Here is a 19,365-nt window from a genome sequence, read left to right as displayed (position 1 = left end):
ATCGACCGATCAGTCTCGGCTCAATGCCCCTGGGAACGCTAACGGTTTTCGGACCGTGTCGGCTTGTCCGTCATGCCGCTGCTGCCTTGTCGTCGCCGCCGAGCACGCTGAAGTCGACGTCCAGGCGGGCGTCGTAGGCGTCGGGGGTGATGCCGAGTTCGTGGGTGGAGTACTCGCCGAACCGCTTGATGTGCTCGGTCAGGTATGGGGAGACCTGGGCGAGGTCGAGCGGGTCGACCGGGCGCCCCTCGGCCTGCAGCTCGCGGACCACGTCGGCGATGTCCAGGGTGTTGTGGAAGATCACCAGGTTGGCCAGCAGGGACGTGAACTTCACGTCCTTCTCCTGCTCGACCGGGTCGTTCGCCGCGACCGTGCCGTTCTGGCCGAAGCGCACCCAGTCCGAGAAGCCGTTGAACGCCTCGACCTTGTTGGTCGCCGCCGTCACCCTCGCCCGCAGCGGGCTGTCCGAGAGGTAGCGCAGCAGCTGGACGGTGCGGATCACCTTGCCCACCTCGCGGAACGCCGTGTAGGTGGCGTTGCGCCGCGAGCCCGAGCGCAGGCGCCGCAGCAGCAGGACGGAGGAGATGGCGCCCTCGCGGATCGACACGATCACCCGCATCAGGTCCCGGAAGTGGTTTTCGATCAGGCGCCAGTCGATGACGTTGCGCCCCGGCTCGCCGAACAGGGCGTCGATGTGCTCGTACTGGGCGGTGCGTGAGGGGCGGAAGAACAGCAGGTCCTTCCAGTTGCGGATGCGGGGCATCAGGTCGATGCCGAGTAGGTGGGCGATGGCGAACACCGGGTAGCTCTGCCCCTGGGTGTCCGCGTGGATGGTGGTCGGGCCGACCTCGGAGGTGTTCTTCAGCAGGCCCTCGATGATGTAGACCGCCTCCCACACCCCGCACGGCACGAAGTGCGTGAACAGCGCGATGTACAGGTCCGAGACGTGGTGGTACGCGATACCGCCCACCGCCCCGTAGCGCACCGACGTCTCGGCGAGCAGGTTGTCCAGGTAGGTGTCCATGTGGGTGCCGTCGGCCGCCGCGGTGGTGCCGTTGCCCCACGCCCGGGACAGGTCGAGCTGGGCGTGCCGGTCCACCACGTCGCCGATCGCCTCGTTCAGCTTCGCCGTGGTGACGTGCCGGCGGGCCGCAACGGACAGTTCGTGGCTGGAGACGCCCGCGATGTGCCGGGCGGCCTCGGCGAAGGTCATGTTCGTGCCCTTCACGAACGTCGTGATCACGTACCGGCCGAACGGGTCCCTCAGTTTCGGGTCGTTGCCGGACGCCGGTCCGAACCGGTGCCACCACGCGATCCAGTACGCCGTGCGGGCCACGATGCCCAGCAGGGTGCGCTCGGGCATCCGCTCCTTGACGGCCTGCTCCAGCACCTGCGTGCTCTTGCGCGGCATCGAAGCCCGGCGGGCCTTGAGCTTGGGCGCCCCCGTGTCGGGGTCGATGAACAGCTCGTCGTTGTCCGGATACTCGCCGTCCGCCGCGGCCGCCGCCGCGGACAGCCGCCCGCGCAGCTGGGCAACCAGGGCCCGGCCGTCGAACGGCGCCGCCTCGCCCGGAGTGCTCAGGCCGACCTCCACCAGGTAATCCGGCAGCTTCGCCTCCACCTGCTCCCAGGGCAGCAGCCGCTCGGACCAGTCGGCGTACTCCTCCGAGCCGATCACCGCCACGTCGCCGGTGCGGAGCTCGTCGGCGAGGTAGCAGAAGACCATCGCCTCGAAGTGGCGGCGCACGAAGTGGCCGGGCCGGCGCCGGTCGCGGATCGCCTTCTGCCAGTTCTGCGTGGCGAAGGAGACGTCCACCTTCCGGCCGTCCGCGTCGCGGTCGGGGATGAAGTCGCGCACCATCGCCCGGTGGGCCTTGGCGTGCGCGAGGGCGTCCAGCACGGAGGAGTCCTCGCTGGTGGCCTTCAGCTCGATCACGTCGGTGAGGTCGAACATCACCGGCCGGTCCGCCTTGAGGTGACCGTGCAGCAGCACCTCCCAGTTGTCGCCGTGGTGCGCGGAGACCTGCTCGATCTGCGCGTACTGGGCGTCGAACCCGCCGAGCCTTTCCACCGACGCCACCAGCGAGGCGAGCCCGTTCGCCTGGACCATCAGCCCTTCGGCGAGCACCAGCAGGGCGGGCGAGACGCGGCCCTCCAGCTTGCGGACGGCCTCGGCGGCGCTGGACTCCTCGTCCAGGCCCTCCAGCGCGTCCAGCGCCTGCTTGGTCAACGCGGCGGCCTTAGCCCGCGCGGTCTGCGCGGGCCCGCCGGCGTCCACCTGCTGCAGCAGCGTGCGGTAGTTGGCGACCAGCGTCTCCACGATCTCCTGCTGCCGGCGCCGGATCTCCTCCAGCTCCTCGCGGGCCTTCTTCGCCTTGCCCGCCATCCGCTTGCAGAACATCGTCGTCAGGTCGTCGCGGGCCCGCATCCTGGCCTTCGCGGCCAGGCAGGCGATCAACGCGACCCGCCGGCGGGCCGTGTAGTCCTTGAGCGTCGCCGCGTCCTGGGCCTGCGCCTCGCCGGCGAAGTCCGCGACCTTCCCCGACGCCACGCCCTCCAGCCACTTGGCGCTCTCGCCGAGCCCGTCCACCCACGTCAGGTGGCCCTTCAGACGCTTGAAGTTCGACCAGGTCGCCCGCCCCGGGTTGTGCTTGAGCGCGTTGAACAGCGTCTTGCCGTCCAGGCCGACGACATCGACCAGGCCCAGCAGCCGCACCCGCTCGTCCTCGGTCATCCGCTCCCGGATGCCCGCCAGGATCTCCTCGTTCACCCGGGCCCGCACGGTGGAGGCCATCGTGTCCAGCGTGGAGTACCGGGGAATCTCCAGCCCGGCCTCCACCAGCTTCTCCAGCGCGATGTTGATCAGGTCCGCCGGGTTGTTCTTCGACGCCGCCTCGATCCGCATCGTCTCCTCGGCCAGCGCGCGGGCCGCCTGGCCGTTGTAGCGCATCCCGCACCGCTCCCGGACCCACGAGCGGTGCCGCTCGGCGGTGCGGCCGGAGGCGTACACCGGCAGGGTGTCCTCCGGGAGCTCCGCCGCCCGGCGCACGAACTCCATCACCTGCTCCGGCACATCGTGCGCCTTCGGGAAGCAGCCCATCCGCTGGTACGACTTCAGCGCCAGCAGCAGCGCCAACTGGTGCTCGTCGGAGTCCGCAGCCTCCTCCGCCCAGGCCCGCTCCTCCTCGGACGGCGTGAAGAACACATGCAGCTCACGCGCGGTGATCAGCCGCTTGAACCGCGGGTACGCGGTCCGCTCGATTGAAGTCATCCCCACCCCACCCGACGCCCAGCCCTACCCGGCGCACCACATACGCCCGCGCGGGATCATCGTGGGGACGGCGCAGTGAGAAGGCCGGAACAGCAGAACCGGAGACGGAGCCGGGCGCGTGGTGATAGGGCTGCGGGACCGGCCCTCAGAACCTCAAGATCATCCCTTGGCGGCTTTTGGGCTCACCTTGGCTGGACCCCCTGATGGCCCGCAGCGTCGACGGCGACGGCAGTGTGGGACGACTTGTGGGGATCGATGCCGATCAGGATCACAGGCTGGTGCCCTCGCACTCGATGAGACAGGAAGGGGAGTGCGGCGGGCACCCTGACTTGAAGTCACCGTGTCACCTTCATGCCTCTGTCGAGCCACACCGCGCGGGTGTCGGCCGGCGGTGGCACGCTATCAGTGAGCCAGCCCGAGGGCAGCAAGGAGCACTGCGGGCCCGTGCCGACCGACACCCTGGACGCTACGGCTGCAGACCGAGCGCCTGGGCTCGATTCAACAAGTCAGGAGCTTGGTTCAGAAGCCCCGTCACTGTCTTGTCCACCCGCCCGACCGGCGCGTGCCGCCCTCGGATCGGACACGCAAGGACGGACATGACCAGCATGACGCACGACGGCCGGCAGATCACCGGCGGAGTCGACACCCACGGCCTGACCCACCACGCCGCAGTGATCGACCGGATCGGCCGGCACCTGGCCGAGGGTGCGGATCCCGTCGAGTGAAGGCCGTTGATCAGGCGCCGAGTTGGTAGTCGTGCTGGTCGGGGTAGGTGCGCTGGTGTTCGCGGGTGTGGTGGTAGGTGAGGTAGTCGTCGAGGTCGCCGTTGGCTTGGACGGCGCGGAGTTTGAGGACGGCTTCGGCGTCGGCGACTACTTCACCTACCACCACACCCGCAAGACCCCAGCTCAACCGTCCCCCGAGAGGATCCGCACCCAACGAGGAAGGGGCTCAAAGACCACGTGGCCGTACACAAACCTGGACCCGGTCTTCGGGCTCACCCTGTCTCGGAGGCGATCCGCGAGGCGTCTCAAGTACCCACCGGGGACAGGCTCAAGATCGCGTCCTTAGTGCCCTTCGATGCAGGCCAGTACGCGTTTGGGGCGCGCATCGACCGCCCCGGCAGCCGGACGTCAGTCGACAGCCAATACCTTGTGAACCGGTGTTGACCCAGGCCATCACGATGCCGCTGTTCTTCGGCTCCAACGCCCTCTATCCGGTCGCGGTCATGCCCGGCTGGCTCCAGGCCATCAGCACGGTCAACCCGTTGAGCTACCAGGTGGACGCGTTGCGCGGCCTGCTGCTCGGCACACACGCCCACCTGGCCCTCGACTACGGGGCGTGGTCTCGAGCTTCCTGCCGGGTCCCTCCAGTACGACGGTGCGTGTGCACCGACCCCCCGCCGCGACTTGACCAGATGATGAGGGTCACCGGCCCGCGGGGCTCATAGGCTGTGCGTCATTGATCACTTGATCCCCTGATCACCTGATTGCCGTCGCACCGGAGGAGCCAACGTGACGCCACGTCCGCATCAGACCACCAGACACACAACTGTCCTTCGAAGGGAGGCAGTTGTGGCCGCGGTTCCCGTCGCCGTCGCGGCGTTGCTCGTCGCGGCGGGCCCGGCGGCGGCCGGCACGGTGGGCTCGTCCGGTGCGGGGGACGCGTACTTCCCCCTCTCGGGCAACGGCGGCTACGACGTCCGGCACTACGACCTGACCCTCGGTTACGACCCCCAGAGCCGCCACCTCGACGGCAAAGCGGTCATCACCGCTCGGGCCACCCAGCGACTGACCCGCTTCGACCTCGACCTCAAAGGGCTGAAGGTCACCGGCGTCACCGTCGACCACGCCAAGGCGTCCTACCGGCGTGACGGCCAGGAACTGGTGGTCACCCCCCGCCACTCCCTCCGGCGGAACCAGGAATTCCGAGTCACCGTCACCTACTCGGGCACGCCCAAGCCGGCCACCGACCCGGACGGTTCCTCGGACGGGTGGATCCCCACCGACGACGGCGCGTTCGTGGCCGGCGAACCGCAGGGCGCCATGACGTGGTTCCCCGCCAACAGCCACCCCAGGGACAAGGCCTCCTACGACTTCACCATCACCGTCCCCGAGGGGCACACCGCCGTGGCCAACGGAATCCTCCGCGGACAGTCGAGCGGCCACGGCCGTACGACATTCCGCTGGCGGCAGTCCGAGCCGATGGCGGCCTACCTCGCCACGGCGACGGTCGGGAAGTTCAAGGTCGAGCAGTACACCACCCGCGACGGACTCAAGGTCTACAACGCCGTCGACCCCCGTGAGGCGACCGCCGCGGCGCCCGTACTGAAGAAGCTGCCGTCCGTGCTGGCGTGGGAGAGCGGTGTCTTCGGGCCCTACCCCTTCCGGGCCGCCGGAGCCATCGTCGACCGGGCTCCGCAGGTCGGATACGCGCTGGAGACCCAGACGCGTCCCGTGTACGACTCCGCGCCCGACCTGAGCACCCTCGTCCACGAAAGCGCGCACCAGTGGTTCGGGGACTCCGTCAGCCTCACCGCGTGGCAGGACATCTGGCTCAACGAGGGCTTCGCGACGTATGCCGAGTGGCTGTACGCCGAGCAGCACGGTGGCAAGACGGCGCAGCAGACGTTCGACTCCCTGTACGCCAGTCCTGCCGGCAGCGGTCTGTGGGCGTTTCCGCCGGCGAACCCCGGGAGTGGGGCGCACATCTTCGACACGCCCGTGTACGCGCGGGGTGCGATGGCTCTGCAGAAGCTGCGTACGGCTGTGGGGGACGGGGTGTTCTTCCGCATCCTGCGGACCTGGGCCACGGAGCACCGTGGCGGCCATGGCACCACCGCCCAGTTCATTCGCCTCTCCGAGCGGTTGTCCGGGAAGGACCTCGGCGCGTTGTTCCACACGTGGATCGGCACGGCGGGCAAGCCGACCTCTCCCTGACCGGTTCCTTCGCCCCCGCCCCCGCCGCCTCTGGCGCGGGGGCGGGAACGCGTCAGGCGGGGCGGAGCCAGATGGTGGCCAGGGGAGGGAGCGTCAGGCGCAGGCCGCCGTCGTCGGCCCGGGGGTGGGGGTTGTGGATGTCGCTGCCGCCGTAGCGGGCGGCGTCGGTGTTGAGGACTTCGTGCCAGGCGGGGATGTCTTCGGGGATGCCGAGGCGGTAGTCGTGGCGGACGACGGGGGAGAAGTGGGAGACGGCGAGGAGGGGGGTGCCGTCGGTGTCGTGGCGGAGGAAGGCGAGGACGTTGTCGTCGGCGGCGTCGCCGGCGATCCAGGTGAAGCCGGCGGGGTCGGTGTCGCGTTGCCAGAGGGCGGGTTCGTGGCGGTAGACGGTGTTGAGGTCGCGGACGAGGTCGCGTACGCCGCGGTGGTCGGGTTCGGCGGGGTAGGCGGGGTCCAGGAGCCACCAGTCGGGGCCGTGGGTTTCGGACCATTCGGCGCCCTGGGCGAATTCCTGGCCCATGAAGAGGAGTTGTTTGCCGGGGTGGGCCCACATGAAGCCGAGGTAGGCGCGGGTGGTGGCGCGTTGTTGCCACCAGTCGCCGGGCATCTTCGACACGAGTGAGCGTTTGCCGTGGACGACCTCGTCGTGGGAGATGGGCAGGACGTAGTTCTCGCTGTAGGCGTACACCATCGAGAACGTCATCTCGTTGTGGTGGTACTTGCGGTGCACGGGGTCATGGGCGATGTACTCGAGCGAGTCGTGCATCCACCCCATGTTCCATTTCAGCCCGAATCCCAGTCCACCGTCCGAGGTCGACCGCGTGACGCCGTCCCAGGCCGTGGACTCCTCGGCGATCGTCACGACGCCGGGTGCGCGGCGGTAGACGGTGGCGTTCATCTCCTGGAGGAAGGCGACGGCGTCGAGGTTCTCCCGGCCGCCGTGTTCGTTGGGGGTCCACTGTCCCGGTTCGCGCGAGTAGTCGAGGTAGAGCATCGAGGCGACGGCGTCGACGCGCAGGCCGTCGATGTGGAACTCCTCGCACCAGTACACGGCGTTGGCGACGAGGAAGTTGCGTACCTCGCGGCGTCCGTAGTCGAATTCGAGGGTGCCCCAGTCGGGGTGGGCGGCCCGTTGGGGGTCCGCGTGTTCGTAGAGGGGGCGTCCGTCGAATTCGGCGAGGGCCCATGCGTCGCGCGGGAAGTGGGCCGGTACCCAGTCCATGAGGACGCCGATCCCGGCCCGGTGCAGGGCGTCGACGAGGTGTTTGAAGTCGTCGGGGGTGCCGAGCCGTGCGGTGGGGGCGTAGAAGCCGGTGACCTGGTAGCCCCAGGAGCCGCCGAAGGGGTGTTCGGCGACCGGCATCAGCTCGACATGGGTGAAGCCCAGGTCGGAGACGTAGGCGGGCAGTTGCTCGGCCAGTTGGCGGTAGGTCAGGCCCGGACGCCACGAGGGCAGGTGGACCTCGTACACCGACAGCGGTGCCTCGTGCACGGGGCGGGCGCCCCGCCCCGCCATCCACTCCTCGTCCCTCCACACGTGGGACGACTCCGTGACGATCGAGGCGGTCGCCGGAGGCACTTCGGTGCGGCGGGCCATCGGGTCGGCGCGCATCGTGTGCGTGCCGTCGGGCCGGGTGATGTCGAACTTGTACGGCGTTCCCTCGCCGATGCCGGGCATGAACAGCTCCCAGACGCCCGAGGAACCGAGCGACCGCATGGGGTAGGCGGTGCCGTCCCAGTGGCAGAAGTCCCCGCAGACCCTGACCCCCTGGGCGTTGGGTGCCCAGACCGTGAAGCGGGTGCCGGTCACGCCCTGGTGGGTCATGGGGTGAGCCCCGAGTGCCCGCCACAGCTCCTCGTGGCGTCCCTCGCCGATCAGATGGAGATCGACCTCGCCCAGCGCGGGCAGGAAGCGATACGGGTCCTGCACCTCGAACGCGTGGCCCGCGTACGTCACGGACAGCACGTACTCGGGGATCGTGTCGAGTGGCAGGACGCCCGAGAAGAGACCGTCTCCGACCCCCCGTAGCTCCGTGCGGCGGCCGTCCACCACCACCGCGACGGACTCGGCGTACGGTCGTAGCACGCGGAACACGACACCGCCCGGTACCGGGTGTGCGCCGAGCAGCGCGTGCGGATCGTGGTGGGCGCCCGACAACAGGCGCGCGCGGTCCGTCGCGTCCAGCGCGGCTACCGGCCTGGTGCCAACGGCGGTGGTGGGAACTGCCACGGCTTCAGCCTCCTCGGGGAAAGCGGTGGGGCGGATGGATCCTGGGCTCCGCGTCGTCGTCACAGGCGTTCAGCAGGACGTTCGACGGGGGGTTCGGCGTGATGCTCGACGCGATGGTCGGCTGGATGTCGGGCAGGACGCTCGGTGGGGTGTTCGCCACACAGTTCCCCCGCGCCTTCGGCGAGGCGACCGACCGCCGCCATCGGGACCGGCAGCCAGTCGGGCCGGTGCCTCGCCTCGTACAGCACCTCGTACACGGCCCTGTCGGTCTCGTACGCGCGCAGCAGTTCGGGCTCCTCGCGCGGGTCCCACGCGGCCGCGGCGGCGTACCCCGCGCAGAAGGCCTCCCGGCAGCGCTGCGCCCACTCGGGGCGCCACGGCCGGCGGGAGCGCGCGGCGTAGTCGAAGGAGCGCAGCATGCCCGCGACATCGCGTACGGGGGACTGGAGGCGTCGGCGCTCGGTGAGCGGACGGGCCGGCTCGCCCTCGAAGTCGATGACGGACCACTGTCGTCCGGCCCGCAGCACCTGCCCCAGGTGGAGGTCGCCGTGAATCCGCTGCGCCGGCCGAATCGCCGCGTCGAGCGCCGCGAGCGCGTCGAAGGCCGAGCGCAGCCCCGCCGCGTACGGCCGGAGTTCGGGCACGGAGCGGGCCGTGGTGTCGAGCCGTTCACTCATCGAGGCCGCGAGTTGCCGGTGCTGCAACGGACTGGGCGCTCGTACGGGGAACGCCGCCGCCAGCGCCACATGTATCTCGGCGGTGGCCCGGCCGAGTTCGTATGCCTCTTCGGTGAACTCCCCGCCCAAGGTGAGTGATTGGAGTGCCAGGGTCCAGCCGTCGGAGGCGTCGCGCAGGAACGGCTGGAGCACCCCGAGTGTCGCCTCCCGCGGCTGCGAGGTGCCGAACCACGCCGCGGGGGCGGGTACGCGGGTGCAGCCCTGCCGGGCCAGCGCCCAGGGCACCTCCAGGTCGGGGTTGATGCCCGGCTGGACGCGGCGGAAGACCTTCAGGATGAAGGAGTCCCCGTACACGAGGGAGGAGTTCGACTGCTCGGTGTCGAGGAGCCGGGGGGCGAGACCGCTGGGGACCGTCACCTGGGGATCCCGCTCGAAGAGCAAGGGTCCTGCAGCCCCGGGCGTGCGCAGCCGTTCCAGGAGCAGACCCGCCGCGTCGGGATCGTGGAAGGCGTCGTACACGCTGAGGTCGGCCAGGGGTCCCGCGGTCGGACGGCCTATGAAGGCGGGGGCGAGCCGGGGTGGGAGGACCTCGCGTGCGCCGAGCAGGAGCTGGTAGCAGTCGTCGGGCGGGGGAGTGCCGGGACCTTCGGGTTCGGAGCCGCCGAGATGTTCGGTGCGTATCAGGAGATGCAGGCAGCCCGGGTACAGCTCGGTCGACGACACCACGCTCAGGCCGGTGACGGGGTGGCCCTTGCCCGCGAACCAGCGCTGCCGCGGCAGCCACTGCCGCAGCAGTTCGGCGAGCGAGGTGAGCAGTGCGGCGGGGGCATGGCTGCCCGGACGGTGCAACGCGGTCTTCGGCATGGCGACACGTCCTTTCAGAGGCAAGCGATCTTCGATGGGCACACGATCACGTGTGATCACGTGCGGTCAGGATCGCCTGGCGGTGCCGGGGGTGATCGCGCGTCGCAGCCGGAACCAGTAGAAGCCGTGGCCCGCGAGGGTGAGCAAGTACGGCAGCTCTCCGATGGCCGGGAATCGCACCCCGCCGATGAGTTCGACCGGGTGGCGGCCGTTGAAGGCCCGCAGGTCCAGTTCGGTGGGCTGGGCGAAGCGGGAGAAGTTGTGCACGCACAGGACGAGGTCGTCCTCTGTGCCCTCGGTGGAGGGGGCCTCGCGCAGGAACGCGATGACGGCGGGGTTGGAGGACTGGAGTTCCGTGTAGGAGCCGAGGCCGAAGGCCTGGTTCTGCTTGCGGATCTCGATCATGCGGCGGGTCCAGTGCAGCAGGGACGAGGGCGAGGACATGGAGGCCTCGACGTTCGTCACCTGGTAGCCGTAGACGGGGTCCATGATCGTGGGCAGGAACAGCCGGCCGGGATCCGAGGAGGAGAAGCCCGCGTTGCGGTCGGGTGTCCACTGCATCGGGGTGCGTACCGCGTCGCGGTCGCCGAGCCAGATGTTGTCGCCCATCCCGATCTCGTCGCCGTAGTAGAGGATCGGCGAGCCGGGCAGGGACAGCAGCAGGGCGGTGAACAGCTCGATCTGGTTGCGGTCGTTGTCGAGCAGCGGGGCGAGCCGGCGCCGGATGCCGATGTTGGCGCGCATCCGCGGGTCCTTGGCGTACTCCGCGTACATGTAGTCGCGTTCCTCGTCGGTGACCATTTCGAGGGTGAGCTCGTCGTGGTTGCGCAGGAAGATGCCCCACTGGCAGCCGGACGGGATCGCCGGGGTCTTCGACAGGATTTCCGAGACCGGGTACCGGGATTCCCTGCGTACCGCCATGAAGATCCGCGGCATGACGGGGAAGTGGAACGCCATGTGGCACTCGTCGCCGCCGGAGGGGAAGTCGCCGAAGTAGTCGACGACGTCCTCGGGCCACTGGTTCGCCTCCGCCAGCAACACCGTGTCCGGGTACTGGGAGTCGATCTCCTTGCGCACCCTTTTCAGGAACGTGTGCGTGGCGGGGAGGTTTTCGCAGTCGGTTCCTTCGACCTGGTAGAGGTACGGCACCGCGTCGAGGCGGAACCCGTCGATTCCGAGGTCCAGCCAGAAGCGGAGGGCCGCGAGGATCTCTTCCTGGACGGCGGGGTTCTCGTAGTTGAGGTCGGGCTGGTGGGAGAAGAAGCGGTGCCAGAAGTACTGCTTGCGGACCGGGTCGAAGGTCCAGTTGGAGGCCTCGGTGTCGACGAAGATGATCCGGGCGTCCTCGTACTGTTTGTCGTCGTCGGCCCAGACGTAGTAGTCGCCGTAGGGTCCGTCGGGGTTGGTGCGGGACTCCTGGAACCACGGGTGCTGGTCGCTGGTGTGGTTCATGACGAAGTCGATGATGACGCGCATGCCGCGCTGGTGGGCGGCGTCGACGAACTCGACGAAGTCGGCGAGGTCACCGAACTCGGGCAGGACGGCGGTGTAGTCGGAGACGTCGTAGCCGCCGTCCCTGAGGGGTGATTTGAAGAACGGGGGCAGCCACAGGCAGTCGATGCCCAGCCATTGCAGGTAGTCGAGTTTCGCGGTGAGGCCCTTGAGGTCGCCGATGCCGTCGCCGTTGCTGTCCTGGAAGGAGCGGACCAGGACCTCGTAGAAGACGGCGCGTTTGAACCAGTCGGGGTCGCGGTCCCTGGCCGGGGTGTCCTCGAAAGTGTCCGGGACGGGCTCGTTGACGATCATGTGGTGGGTGACCCTCCGATCCGCGGTGAGGTGTCGACGGCGAGGACATGCGCACCGCCCGGCCCCAGTCGCACGAAGTTGGCCCTGCCCCAGCGGTAGGTCTCGCCGGTGAGCTCGTCGTGCACGGGCACGGACTCGTGCCAGTCCAGGCCGAGTCGCGGCATGTCCAACGAGACCGTCGCCTCCTGGGTGTGGTGGGGGTCGAGGTTGGCCACCACCACGACCGTGTCGTCGCCCGAGCGCTTGCTGTAGGCGATCAGGGCCTCGTTGTCGGTCTGGTGGAAGTGCAGGTTCCGTAGCGCGTGCAGAGCCTTGTGGCGCCGTCTGATCCGGTTCAGCTCCGTGATCAGCGGTGCGATCGTGCGGCCCTCGCGCGCGGCGGACTCCCAGTCACGGGGACGCAGTTCGTACTTCTCGGAGTTCCGGTACTCCTCGCTTGCGGGCCCGACCGGAGCGTTCTCGCACAGCTCGTACCCGGCGTAGACCCCCCACGAGGGCGAGAGGGTGGCGGCGAGCACGGCGCGTACCTCGAAGGCGGGCCGGCCGCCCCGCTGGAGATGGCCGGGCAGGATGTCGGGGGTGTTCACGAAGAGGTTGGGCCGCATGAAGGCGGCCGTTGCGCCCGACAGTTCGGTGAGGTAGTCGGTCAGCTCCTGCTTGGTGTTGCGCCAGGTGAAATAGGTGTACGACTGCTGGAAGCCGACCGCCGCGAGCGTGTGCATGATCGCGGGCCGGGTGAACGCCTCGGCCAGGAAGATCACGTCCGGGTCGGTGCGGTTGATGTCCGCGATGACCCGCTCCCAGAAGACGACCGGCTTGGTGTGCGGGTTGTCGACGCGGAAGATCCGCACACCGTGGTCCATCCAGTGCCGCAGCACCCGCAGCGTCTCCTGGATCAGCCCCGGCATGTCCTGGTCGAAGGCGATCGGATAGATGTCCTGGTACTTCTTCGGCGGATTCTCCGCGTACGCGATCGACCCGTCCGCCCGGTGGTGGAACCACTCGGGATGCTTCTGCACCCACGGATGGTCCGGCGAGCACTGGAGCGCGAAGTCGAGGGCGACCTCGAGCCGCAGTTCCGTGGCCCGGCGCACGAACGCGTCGAAGTCGTCGATCGTGCCGAGATCCGGGTGGATCGCGTCGTGGCCGCCCTCGGGAGAACCGATCGCCCAGGGCACGCCGACATCCCGACGGCTCGCCGACAGGCTGTTGTTGGGGCCCTTGCGGAAGGTGGTGCCGATGGGGTGGATGGGCGGGAGGTACACGACGTCGAAGCCCATCCCGGCGATGGCGGGCAGGCGTTCGGCGGCGCTGCGGAACGTGCCGTGCACCGGCGGATCGAGCTGTCCGCTCTCCGAACGCGGAAAGAACTCGTACCAGGCGCCGTACAACGCCCGCTTCCGTTCCACGAGCAGAGGCATCGGCAGCGAGCGGGAGACCCGTTCGCGCAGGGGGTGTGCGGTGAGAACGGCGACCGCTTCCGGGGCCAGGGCGGCGGCGAGACGGGCCGTCGGCCGCCAGGAGTCGTCGCGCAGGGCGTGCGCCGCGGCGCGTACGACCGCTTGGCCGGCCGGGTCCGGTACCGCGTCCGCGGCCCGCTCGTACAGCGCGGCGCCCTCCTCCAGGACCAGACCGGCGTCGATCCCGGCCGGGACCTTGATCGCGGCGGTGTGGCGCCAGGTGGCCACGGGATCGCTCCAGGCCTCCACCAGACAGGTCCAGTGGCCCACGGATTCCGGTGTGACCTCGGCGCCCCAGCGGTCGGTGCCCGGGGCGAGTTCACGCATCGGGGCGCGCGGGCCGGGCCGGCCGCTCTGGTCGCACAGGACGACTTCGGCGCCGAGCACATCCCGGCCCTCGCCGAAGAGGGTGGCGGTGACCTCGAAGGTCTCCCCGACGACCGCCTTCGCGGGGCGCCGGCCGTGCTCGACGACCGGCTGGACGTCCACGATCGGGATACGGCCGATCGGGTCACGGCCATGGGCCGGATGTGCCTCCATGTTTCGCCTCCGCCGTCCTCGCGCCCTGCCCCCTCGGTTCAGAGCTGCACCGAAAATTCCCGACACCACGGTCCGCCTCAGCGACGCCTGCCGACCGCTCGACCCGCTCCCCGCCCCGGAGGCTCCTGGGAGAGCTGAGAGCCCCGCGCGCCGTGCGCCACCGTCATCGACGACAGCGCGGCAGCCGGTGCCTCGTCCCGCAGATAGTGCTCGGCGGCGTCCACCGCCTCCCGCGCGCAGCGCTTTCCCATCAGCACGCACAGGGTGTACCCCGCGTTCTCGAAGTTGCCCCGCACCGTGTGGTCGGCGGGGGCCACGAGCAACAGGCGTTCCCAGGCCCGGTATTGCTCCAGATGCCTGGCGACCTCGGCTTTGGCAGGAAGCAGCATGGGCCGGTCACCTTTCCACTCTCGCGACTGCGCACGGGACACCCGGCTGATGCCGGAGGGCCGTGCACGGAAGGGCACCGGCCCATTACGGAGGGCGGTGCCCTCACTCATGGTGCCCGCACGGACACTCAGCGTCTTGTTGGCTCTTCAATCACATGGGGTCGGGCTCTCGTGTTGCACGAACGGAGTAGTGCTCGCACTCTGGGAATGACTCAAAAGCGATCAGTGCTCACGCTTCGTGATCGGGGCTCGGTCCGAGAAGGGCGAGGAGAGGCGAGAGCTTCGCCGTGAGGAGCCAACGAAGATGAAACCTGCAGTGCCCTGCTACTACCACCTCGACGTGGAGGTCAGCCCGGAGCGGGTTGGCCAGGTCAAGCGCATATTGGGGGCCCATCTCCGGTACTGGAACCTGGATACGCTCGTCGATTCCGTCTGTCACTGTGCGGAAGCGTTGCTGCACACGATCGACCGGCACGCGACGGACAAGAACACCACCATCGAGATGTGGTGGAACGGTTCCCACCTCATCACCGCGGTCTCCGACAACGACCAGGATCTGCGCCCGCACAACGAGCCCCAGGGCTGTCTGGCGCAGATCGCCGCACTCAGCGACGGCTGGGGCTGCTGCGCCACCGGCGCCGGTGGCAAGATCATCTGGTTCTCCTGGCGGGCCCGCGCCGCCGAGCATGCTCCGCTGGTCCCGACCACGCCCATGCCCAGCCTGCGCGAGGCGCGCCGGACGCCGCGTCAGGAGGCGTTGCCGGAACCGGCGCTCGCGGTGTCCCGTCATGGCACGGAGGCCGTGATCGCCGTGACGTGATCACGGCGACCGAGGGGCGGGGACCACCCGCCCCAGCGGTTGCGCAGAACAGGCGCGTCGGATCCATCGGAGAGAGACTGGAGCCAAGGCCCCGGACACGGGTGCCCTGAAACCGGCCCCCAGGCGGGGGAGACGTATGTCCATCACGACGGCAGCGGCAGCGCGCCAGGAACTGACGGCATTCAAGGGGCAGTTGATCGGTCCCGGCGACTCCGGGTACGACGAGGCACGCACCGTCTACAACGCGATGATCGACCGGCGGCCCGCCCTGGTGGCGAGGTGCACCAGCGCCGAGGACGTCTCCCACGTCATCGGCTTCGCCCGCGACCACGGCCTCCCGCTCGCCGTGCGGGGCGGCGGCCACCACGGCGCGGGCCTGGGGGTCTGCGACGACGGCGTGGTCCTCGACCTCTCACCGCTCAAGGACATCGAGGTCGATCCGGGGGCCCGTACGGTACGGGTCGGAGGCGGCTGTGTGTGGGGCGAGGTCGACCGTGCCACCCACGAGTACGGTCTGGCCACACCCGCCGGCATCATCTCCACGACGGGAGTCGCCGGCCTCACCCTGGGCGGCGGCATCGGGCATCTCTCCCGCAAGTACGGGCTGACCGTCGACAATCTCCTGGCGGCCGACCTCGTCCTGGCGAGCGGCGAGCGCGTGCGCGCGAGCGACACGGAGAACACCGACCTGTACTGGGCGATCCGCGGGGGCGGCGGCAACTTCGGAGTCGTCACCTCGTTCCTGTTCCGGCTGCGTGAGGTGAGCACCGTCGTCGCCGGCCCCACCTTCTGGCCCGCCGAAGTCGGCGCCGAAGTCCTCACCACCTATCGAGACTTCCTCCCGGACGCCCCCCGCGAACTGAACGCCTTCTTCCTGTTCGGCTCCGTGCCGCCCGGCCCGCCGTTCCCCGAGGAGATCCATCTGCGCAAGGTCTGCGGGGTCGTCTGGTGTCGCGTCGGGGACGACACCGAGGCGGCGGCCGCGGAGATGGCACCTCTCCTCGACGCCGTGCCCGAGCCGCTGCTGCACGGAGCCGCGCCGATGCCGTACCCCGCGCTCCAGTCCGCGTTCGACGGGATCTACCCGCCCGGCGACCAGTGGTACTGGCGCGCGGACTTCGTCGACGAGATCCCCGACGAGGCGGTCGCGTCACACCTCGGATACGGCACCGAACCGCCGACCTGGAAATCGACGATGCACCTGTACCCGATCGACGGCGCCGTCCACGACATCGCACCGGCGGACACCGCCTGGAGCTACCGGAACGCGCGCTGGGCGACCGTCTACGCGGGCGTGGACTCCGATCCGGCCGGCGCCGAGCGCGTCAAGCGGTGGAGCGTCGACTACTCCGACGCCCTGCACCCGTACTCCGCGGGCGGGGCCTACGTGAACATGATGATGGACGAGGGCCAGGAGCGCGTACGGGCCAGCTACCGCGACAACTACGCCCGCCTGGCCCGAATCAAGGCCGACCGCGACCCGGACAACCTGTTCCGCCTCAACCTGAACATCCACCCGGCGCCGCGCACCTGATCACGGCTTGAGCGCCACCCCGCCGTGCACGTCCGTGGGCTCCGGTGCGGTGCCGGGCTCGGGGCGCCACAGGGGGCAGGAGACGATGCCGGGTTCGATCAGCTCCAGGCCCTCGTAGTACGCGGTGATCTGCTCCGGGCTGCGCAGCACGTAGGGGACGGCGCCCGTGTCGTCGTAACCCTGCTGGGCCTGCTTGAGCGCGGCGTCGGTGTCGGTGCTGTCGTAGTGGACGAAGTAGCTGCCGGAGGGCAGGGCGGCCTGGAGGGTGCGGACGATCGACTTGGCCTCCTCGTAGTCCTGGATGTGACCGAGGATGCCCATGAGCATCAGGGCGACGGGCCGGTCGAAGTCCAGGATCCGGCTCGCCGCCTCGACGATCTTCTCGGGCTCGTGCAGATCCGCGTCGATGTAGTTGGTGACGCCCTCGGGAGTGCTGGTCAGCAGCGCCTGGGCGTGACGCAGCACCAGGGGGTCGTTGTCCACGTAGACGATGCGCGACTCGGGCGCCACCCGCTGGGCGACCTGGTGGGTGTTGTCGTACGAGGGCAGACCGGTGCCGATGTCCAGGAACTGGCGGATGCCGAGCTCACCGGCGACGAAGGTCACGGTCCGGATCAGGTACTCGCGCGAGGCCCGGGCCATCGTCTCGATGTTCGGCGCGACCTCGCGGTAGGCGTCGCCCGCGATCCGGTCGACCTCGTAGTTGTCCTTCCCGCCCATCCAGTAGTTCCAGATGCGGGCCGAGTGCGGCACCGTGGTGTCGATCTTGGACAACGCCTCTTGGTCGGGGTTGGGTCGGCCGTCTGCCATGGATGTCTCCTGCCTCCGTCACGCGGTCTGTCGCTAACCTACCGTCAACTGCCTCTAGCGCAGCTCGAGTTGATGCTCCGGGCAGGCAGGGCCGCGGATGGGGTGGCCGAGGTCTTTGGCCTCCAGGGTCACCACGGGAACATGCTGGGCGAGGGTGTGCAGCGCCCGCTCGTACGCGTCGACCGCCTCCGTGTCGTCCGTCTCCCCGGTCACATGGACGAGGGCTCCGTCGCGTTCCGCCACTGCTTCGGCGAAGTCGAGGGCCTGGATCCAGGTCACCCGGGAGCGTCCGCGGCGCAGCGGTCCGTAGACCAGCTCGTGGACGAGACTGCCGTCGACGGCCAACCGGCCGGACGCGGCGAGGAGTTCGCGGTACGGCTGGGTGGGGTCCACGTGATGGAGGGGCCCGCGGCAGAGCCGGACCAGGAAACCGTGCCGGGCCAGCTCGGCGATCAGGGCGCCTCTGCCGATGCCGTCCGGACCGTCGACGACCAGGGTCCGGCACTGGGCGAGGGCCTGGCCGAGGATCATCCCCGCTCCTCGCGACAAGGACCGGCGCGCATACCGCTCCCTCCGGGACGACCGATTCCCTCAGTGTGAACGGACGACCCGCACGGCGGGAGGGGGCGTGCGGGTTGTCCGGTTGTGCGGGCGTAGTGGTGGTGCGGGCGTGGTGACGGTGCGGCTCCGGTGGTTGCCCGAGGGGCGGACGGCTCTCCCGGCCTCAGGCGGTCTGCCGGCGCCTCAGGCGACGAGGAAGTCGGCCTGGCCGGACTTCGCGCCTTCGAGGAACGAGATCATCTCGTCCCGGGTGTACACCAGCGCGGGCCCGTCCGGGTCCGTGGACTGGCGGAAGGCCACACTGCCGTCGGGCAGCCGCTTGGCCTCGACACAACTCCCGCCGTTCGTACCGCTCCAGGGCTTCTCCCAGCCCTCGGTGCCCAGGTCGACGGCCGGCATGCCACTGTAGATGGGGCCCTTGGATCCCATGGATCACAACTCCTTACGCAATTCAGCCAGGATGGCCCTGGTCCGAGCGACCGGTTCCGCCTGCACGGACATCCGGTCCAGTACTTCGAGATAGGTGACGACGTCGCCGGGCCGGTCGACATAGACCGCGCCGGCGAGGCTTTCCGTGTAGATGACGTCGGGCAGCTCGGAGAAGCCGAAGCGGAAGTGGTGGAACGGGCCGAAGGCGCCGGGGTGTGCCCCCACCCCGAAGCGCATGACCTGGATCCGGACCTTCGGCATGTCCAGGACCTCGTGCAGCCGGTCGATCTGAGCCCGCATCACCTCGGCCCCGCCCACAGGCCGGCGCAGCACCGTCTCGTCGAGGATGGCCCATATGGCGGGCGCGTCCGGCTTGGCGAGCAGGTCCTGCCGCCTGGTCCGCAGGGCGACTCGACGGGCGACGTCCTCCTTCGACTCGTTGGGGAAGCCCACGCGCATGAGCGCGGTGGCGTAGTCGTTCGTCTGCAACAGGCCCGGGACGTAGTGGGGTTCGTAGAGACGGATGACGCTGGCTTCGCTCTCCAGGCTCACGTAGGCGCTGAACCACTCGGGCAGCACGTCGCGGTACTTGTACCACCAGCCCGGCTGGTTGGCCTCCCGGGCCAGCGCGAGGAAGTCGTCGATCTCCGTCGCCGGCACCCCGTAGGTGCGCAGCAACTCCTTCACATAGGGGATCCGGAGGCCGACCTCGGCCTTCTCGATCCGGCGGACCGTCAGTGGAGTGACCTCGATCGCCCGTGCCGCCTCCTCGAACGACACTCCCGCCTGTTCCCTCAGCTGCCTCAGCCGCTTGCCGAGAACCATCCGCAGGACCGTGGGTGCGCTGCCGCCCGAGCGGTTGTCACTCACGTCCTACCTCCCGGTACGGCTGTATCACAGCGTGCAGTGTGCCACGCGGTCGTTGACAGAGACAGGGTGATGCGGATCGTTCTGAAATTATCAGAACGCCGGTTGCGTGTTGAGCCTGTCGGCGACCATAGTGATCGGGCGACCGGTCGCACAGTCCCTGGCGGC

At 69.4% G+C, this 19,365-nt stretch carries 15 protein-coding genes and 1 pseudogene; 5 read left to right on the top strand and 11 right to left on the bottom strand.

What is annotated here, in order from left to right:
- Positions 1-70: 70 nt before the first annotated feature.
- A complete protein-coding gene (locus AAFF41_RS05470) occupies positions 71-3,271 on the bottom strand; it encodes a Tn3 family transposase (RefSeq protein WP_343323584.1) in 3,201 nt (1,066 codons plus the stop codon).
- Between the two features lie 596 nt (positions 3,272-3,867).
- Between AAFF41_RS05470 and AAFF41_RS05465 the strand changes: the two genes are divergently transcribed.
- Positions 3,868-3,996 (top strand): hypothetical protein, encoded by a 129-nt coding sequence (locus tag AAFF41_RS05465; protein ID WP_257040128.1) that lies wholly within the window; start codon positions 3,868-3,870, stop codon positions 3,994-3,996.
- 10 nt (positions 3,997-4,006) lie between these two features.
- Here AAFF41_RS05465 and AAFF41_RS05460 read toward each other — a convergent pair whose 3' ends face one another.
- Positions 4,007-4,159 carry a hypothetical protein gene (locus AAFF41_RS05460; protein WP_319752750.1) on the bottom strand — a complete coding sequence of 51 codons (153 nt, stop codon included), beginning with the start codon at positions 4,157-4,159 and terminating at the stop codon, positions 4,007-4,009.
- Between the two features lie 283 nt (positions 4,160-4,442).
- Between AAFF41_RS05460 and AAFF41_RS05455 the strand changes: the two are divergent.
- Both AAFF41_RS05455 and AAFF41_RS05450 read left to right on the top strand, forming a co-directional pair.
- A pseudogene (locus tag AAFF41_RS05455) lies at positions 4,443-4,721 on the top strand (ABC transporter permease); the annotation flags it as partial.
- A gap of 124 nt (positions 4,722-4,845) precedes the next feature.
- Positions 4,846-6,210 carry a M1 family metallopeptidase gene (locus AAFF41_RS05450; protein ID WP_343323583.1) on the top strand — a complete coding sequence of 455 codons (1,365 nt, stop codon included), beginning with the start codon at positions 4,846-4,848 and terminating at the stop codon, positions 6,208-6,210.
- Positions 6,211-6,262: 52 nt separating this feature from the next.
- On the opposite strand, the gene glgB is transcribed toward AAFF41_RS05450, so the two are convergent.
- The 5 genes from glgB to AAFF41_RS05425 all read right to left on the bottom strand — a co-directional run bounded on the left by glgB (position 6,263) and on the right by AAFF41_RS05425 (position 14,176).
- Positions 6,263-8,440 carry a 1,4-alpha-glucan branching enzyme gene (gene glgB, locus AAFF41_RS05445; protein WP_343323582.1) on the bottom strand — a complete coding sequence of 726 codons (2,178 nt, stop codon included), beginning with the start codon at positions 8,438-8,440 and terminating at the stop codon, positions 6,263-6,265.
- Positions 8,441-8,499: 59 nt separating this feature from the next.
- Entirely contained in the window at positions 8,500-9,981 is a 1,482-nt protein-coding gene (locus AAFF41_RS05440) for a maltokinase N-terminal cap-like domain-containing protein (RefSeq protein WP_343323581.1), read from the bottom strand.
- Between the two features lie 66 nt (positions 9,982-10,047).
- On the bottom strand, positions 10,048-11,787 hold the full coding sequence (gene treS, locus AAFF41_RS05435; protein ID WP_343323580.1) for a maltose alpha-D-glucosyltransferase: 1,740 nt from the start codon (positions 11,785-11,787) through the stop codon (positions 10,048-10,050).
- Positions 11,784-13,787 carry an alpha-1,4-glucan--maltose-1-phosphate maltosyltransferase gene (locus AAFF41_RS05430; RefSeq protein WP_319754796.1) on the bottom strand — a complete coding sequence of 668 codons (2,004 nt, stop codon included), beginning with the start codon at positions 13,785-13,787 and terminating at the stop codon, positions 11,784-11,786. The genes treS and AAFF41_RS05430 overlap by 4 nt, the downstream gene beginning before the upstream one ends.
- A gap of 77 nt (positions 13,788-13,864) precedes the next feature.
- The gene (locus AAFF41_RS05425; protein WP_319754795.1) at positions 13,865-14,176 is read right to left on the bottom strand and encodes a DUF5133 domain-containing protein; all 312 of its coding nucleotides are present in this window, start codon (positions 14,174-14,176) and stop codon (positions 13,865-13,867) included.
- 304 nt (positions 14,177-14,480) lie between these two features.
- On the opposite strand from AAFF41_RS05425, the gene AAFF41_RS05420 reads away from it, so the two are divergent.
- Both AAFF41_RS05420 and AAFF41_RS05415 read left to right on the top strand, forming a co-directional pair.
- Positions 14,481-14,996 (top strand): pep a2, encoded by a 516-nt coding sequence (locus AAFF41_RS05420; protein WP_343323579.1) that lies wholly within the window; start codon positions 14,481-14,483, stop codon positions 14,994-14,996.
- 136 nt (positions 14,997-15,132) lie between these two features.
- Positions 15,133-16,530: an FAD-binding oxidoreductase gene (locus tag AAFF41_RS05415; RefSeq protein WP_343323578.1), complete on the top strand. Its 1,398-nt coding sequence runs from the start codon at positions 15,133-15,135 to the stop codon at positions 16,528-16,530.
- Here the strand turns inward: AAFF41_RS05415 and AAFF41_RS05410 are convergent, their stop codons facing one another.
- The 4 genes from AAFF41_RS05410 to AAFF41_RS05395 form a co-directional block, all read right to left on the bottom strand.
- Positions 16,531-17,340, bottom strand: a complete 810-nt coding sequence (locus tag AAFF41_RS05410; RefSeq protein ID WP_097282833.1) for an SAM-dependent methyltransferase — start codon at positions 17,338-17,340, stop codon at positions 16,531-16,533. It lies immediately after the preceding gene.
- A gap of 54 nt (positions 17,341-17,394) precedes the next feature.
- Positions 17,395-17,871: a hypothetical protein gene (locus AAFF41_RS05405; protein WP_343323577.1), complete on the bottom strand. Its 477-nt coding sequence runs from the start codon at positions 17,869-17,871 to the stop codon at positions 17,395-17,397.
- A 213-nt stretch (positions 17,872-18,084) separates the two neighbouring features.
- Entirely contained in the window at positions 18,085-18,330 is a 246-nt protein-coding gene (locus AAFF41_RS05400; RefSeq protein ID WP_054229261.1) for a DUF397 domain-containing protein, read from the bottom strand.
- Positions 18,331-18,333: 3 nt separating this feature from the next.
- Positions 18,334-19,155, bottom strand: coding sequence for a helix-turn-helix domain-containing protein (locus AAFF41_RS05395; RefSeq protein WP_054229271.1), 822 nt, complete (start codon positions 19,153-19,155; stop codon positions 18,334-18,336).
- Positions 19,156-19,365: the final 210 nt, after the last annotated feature.

Source organism: Streptomyces mirabilis, from assembly GCF_039503195.1.
GTDB classification, from domain to species: Bacteria; Actinomycetota; Actinomycetes; order Streptomycetales; family Streptomycetaceae; genus Streptomyces; species Streptomyces mirabilis_D.
The sequence above is the reverse complement of the archived record's forward strand: the minus strand, read 5'-3'. Positions and strand labels throughout refer to the sequence as shown.

Excerpts from the sequence above, each read along its gene's own strand:
- AAFF41_RS05465 (WP_257040128.1), top strand. The coding sequence starts at position 3,868 with ATGACCAGCATGACGCACGACGGCCGGCAGATCACCGGCGGAGTCGAC.
- AAFF41_RS05405 (WP_343323577.1), bottom strand. The coding sequence starts at position 17,871 with ATGATCCTCGGCCAGGCCCTCGCCCAGTGCCGGACCCTGGTCGTCGAC.
- AAFF41_RS05415 (WP_343323578.1), top strand. The coding sequence starts at position 15,133 with ATGTCCATCACGACGGCAGCGGCAGCGCGCCAGGAACTGACGGCATTC.
- AAFF41_RS05420 (WP_343323579.1), top strand. The coding sequence starts at position 14,481 with ATGAAACCTGCAGTGCCCTGCTACTACCACCTCGACGTGGAGGTCAGC.
- treS (WP_343323580.1), bottom strand. The coding sequence starts at position 11,787 with ATGATCGTCAACGAGCCCGTCCCGGACACTTTCGAGGACACCCCGGCC.
- AAFF41_RS05410 (WP_097282833.1), bottom strand. The coding sequence starts at position 17,340 with ATGGCAGACGGCCGACCCAACCCCGACCAAGAGGCGTTGTCCAAGATC.
- AAFF41_RS05430 (WP_319754796.1), bottom strand. The coding sequence starts at position 13,787 with ATGGAGGCACATCCGGCCCATGGCCGTGACCCGATCGGCCGTATCCCG.
- AAFF41_RS05425 (WP_319754795.1), bottom strand. The coding sequence starts at position 14,176 with ATGCTGCTTCCTGCCAAAGCCGAGGTCGCCAGGCATCTGGAGCAATAC.
- AAFF41_RS05440 (WP_343323581.1), bottom strand. The coding sequence starts at position 9,981 with ATGCCGAAGACCGCGTTGCACCGTCCGGGCAGCCATGCCCCCGCCGCA.
- AAFF41_RS05395 (WP_054229271.1), bottom strand. The coding sequence starts at position 19,155 with ATGGTTCTCGGCAAGCGGCTGAGGCAGCTGAGGGAACAGGCGGGAGTG.
- AAFF41_RS05470 (WP_343323584.1), bottom strand. The coding sequence starts at position 3,271 with ATGACTTCAATCGAGCGGACCGCGTACCCGCGGTTCAAGCGGCTGATC.
- AAFF41_RS05400 (WP_054229261.1), bottom strand. The coding sequence starts at position 18,330 with ATGGGATCCAAGGGCCCCATCTACAGTGGCATGCCGGCCGTCGACCTG.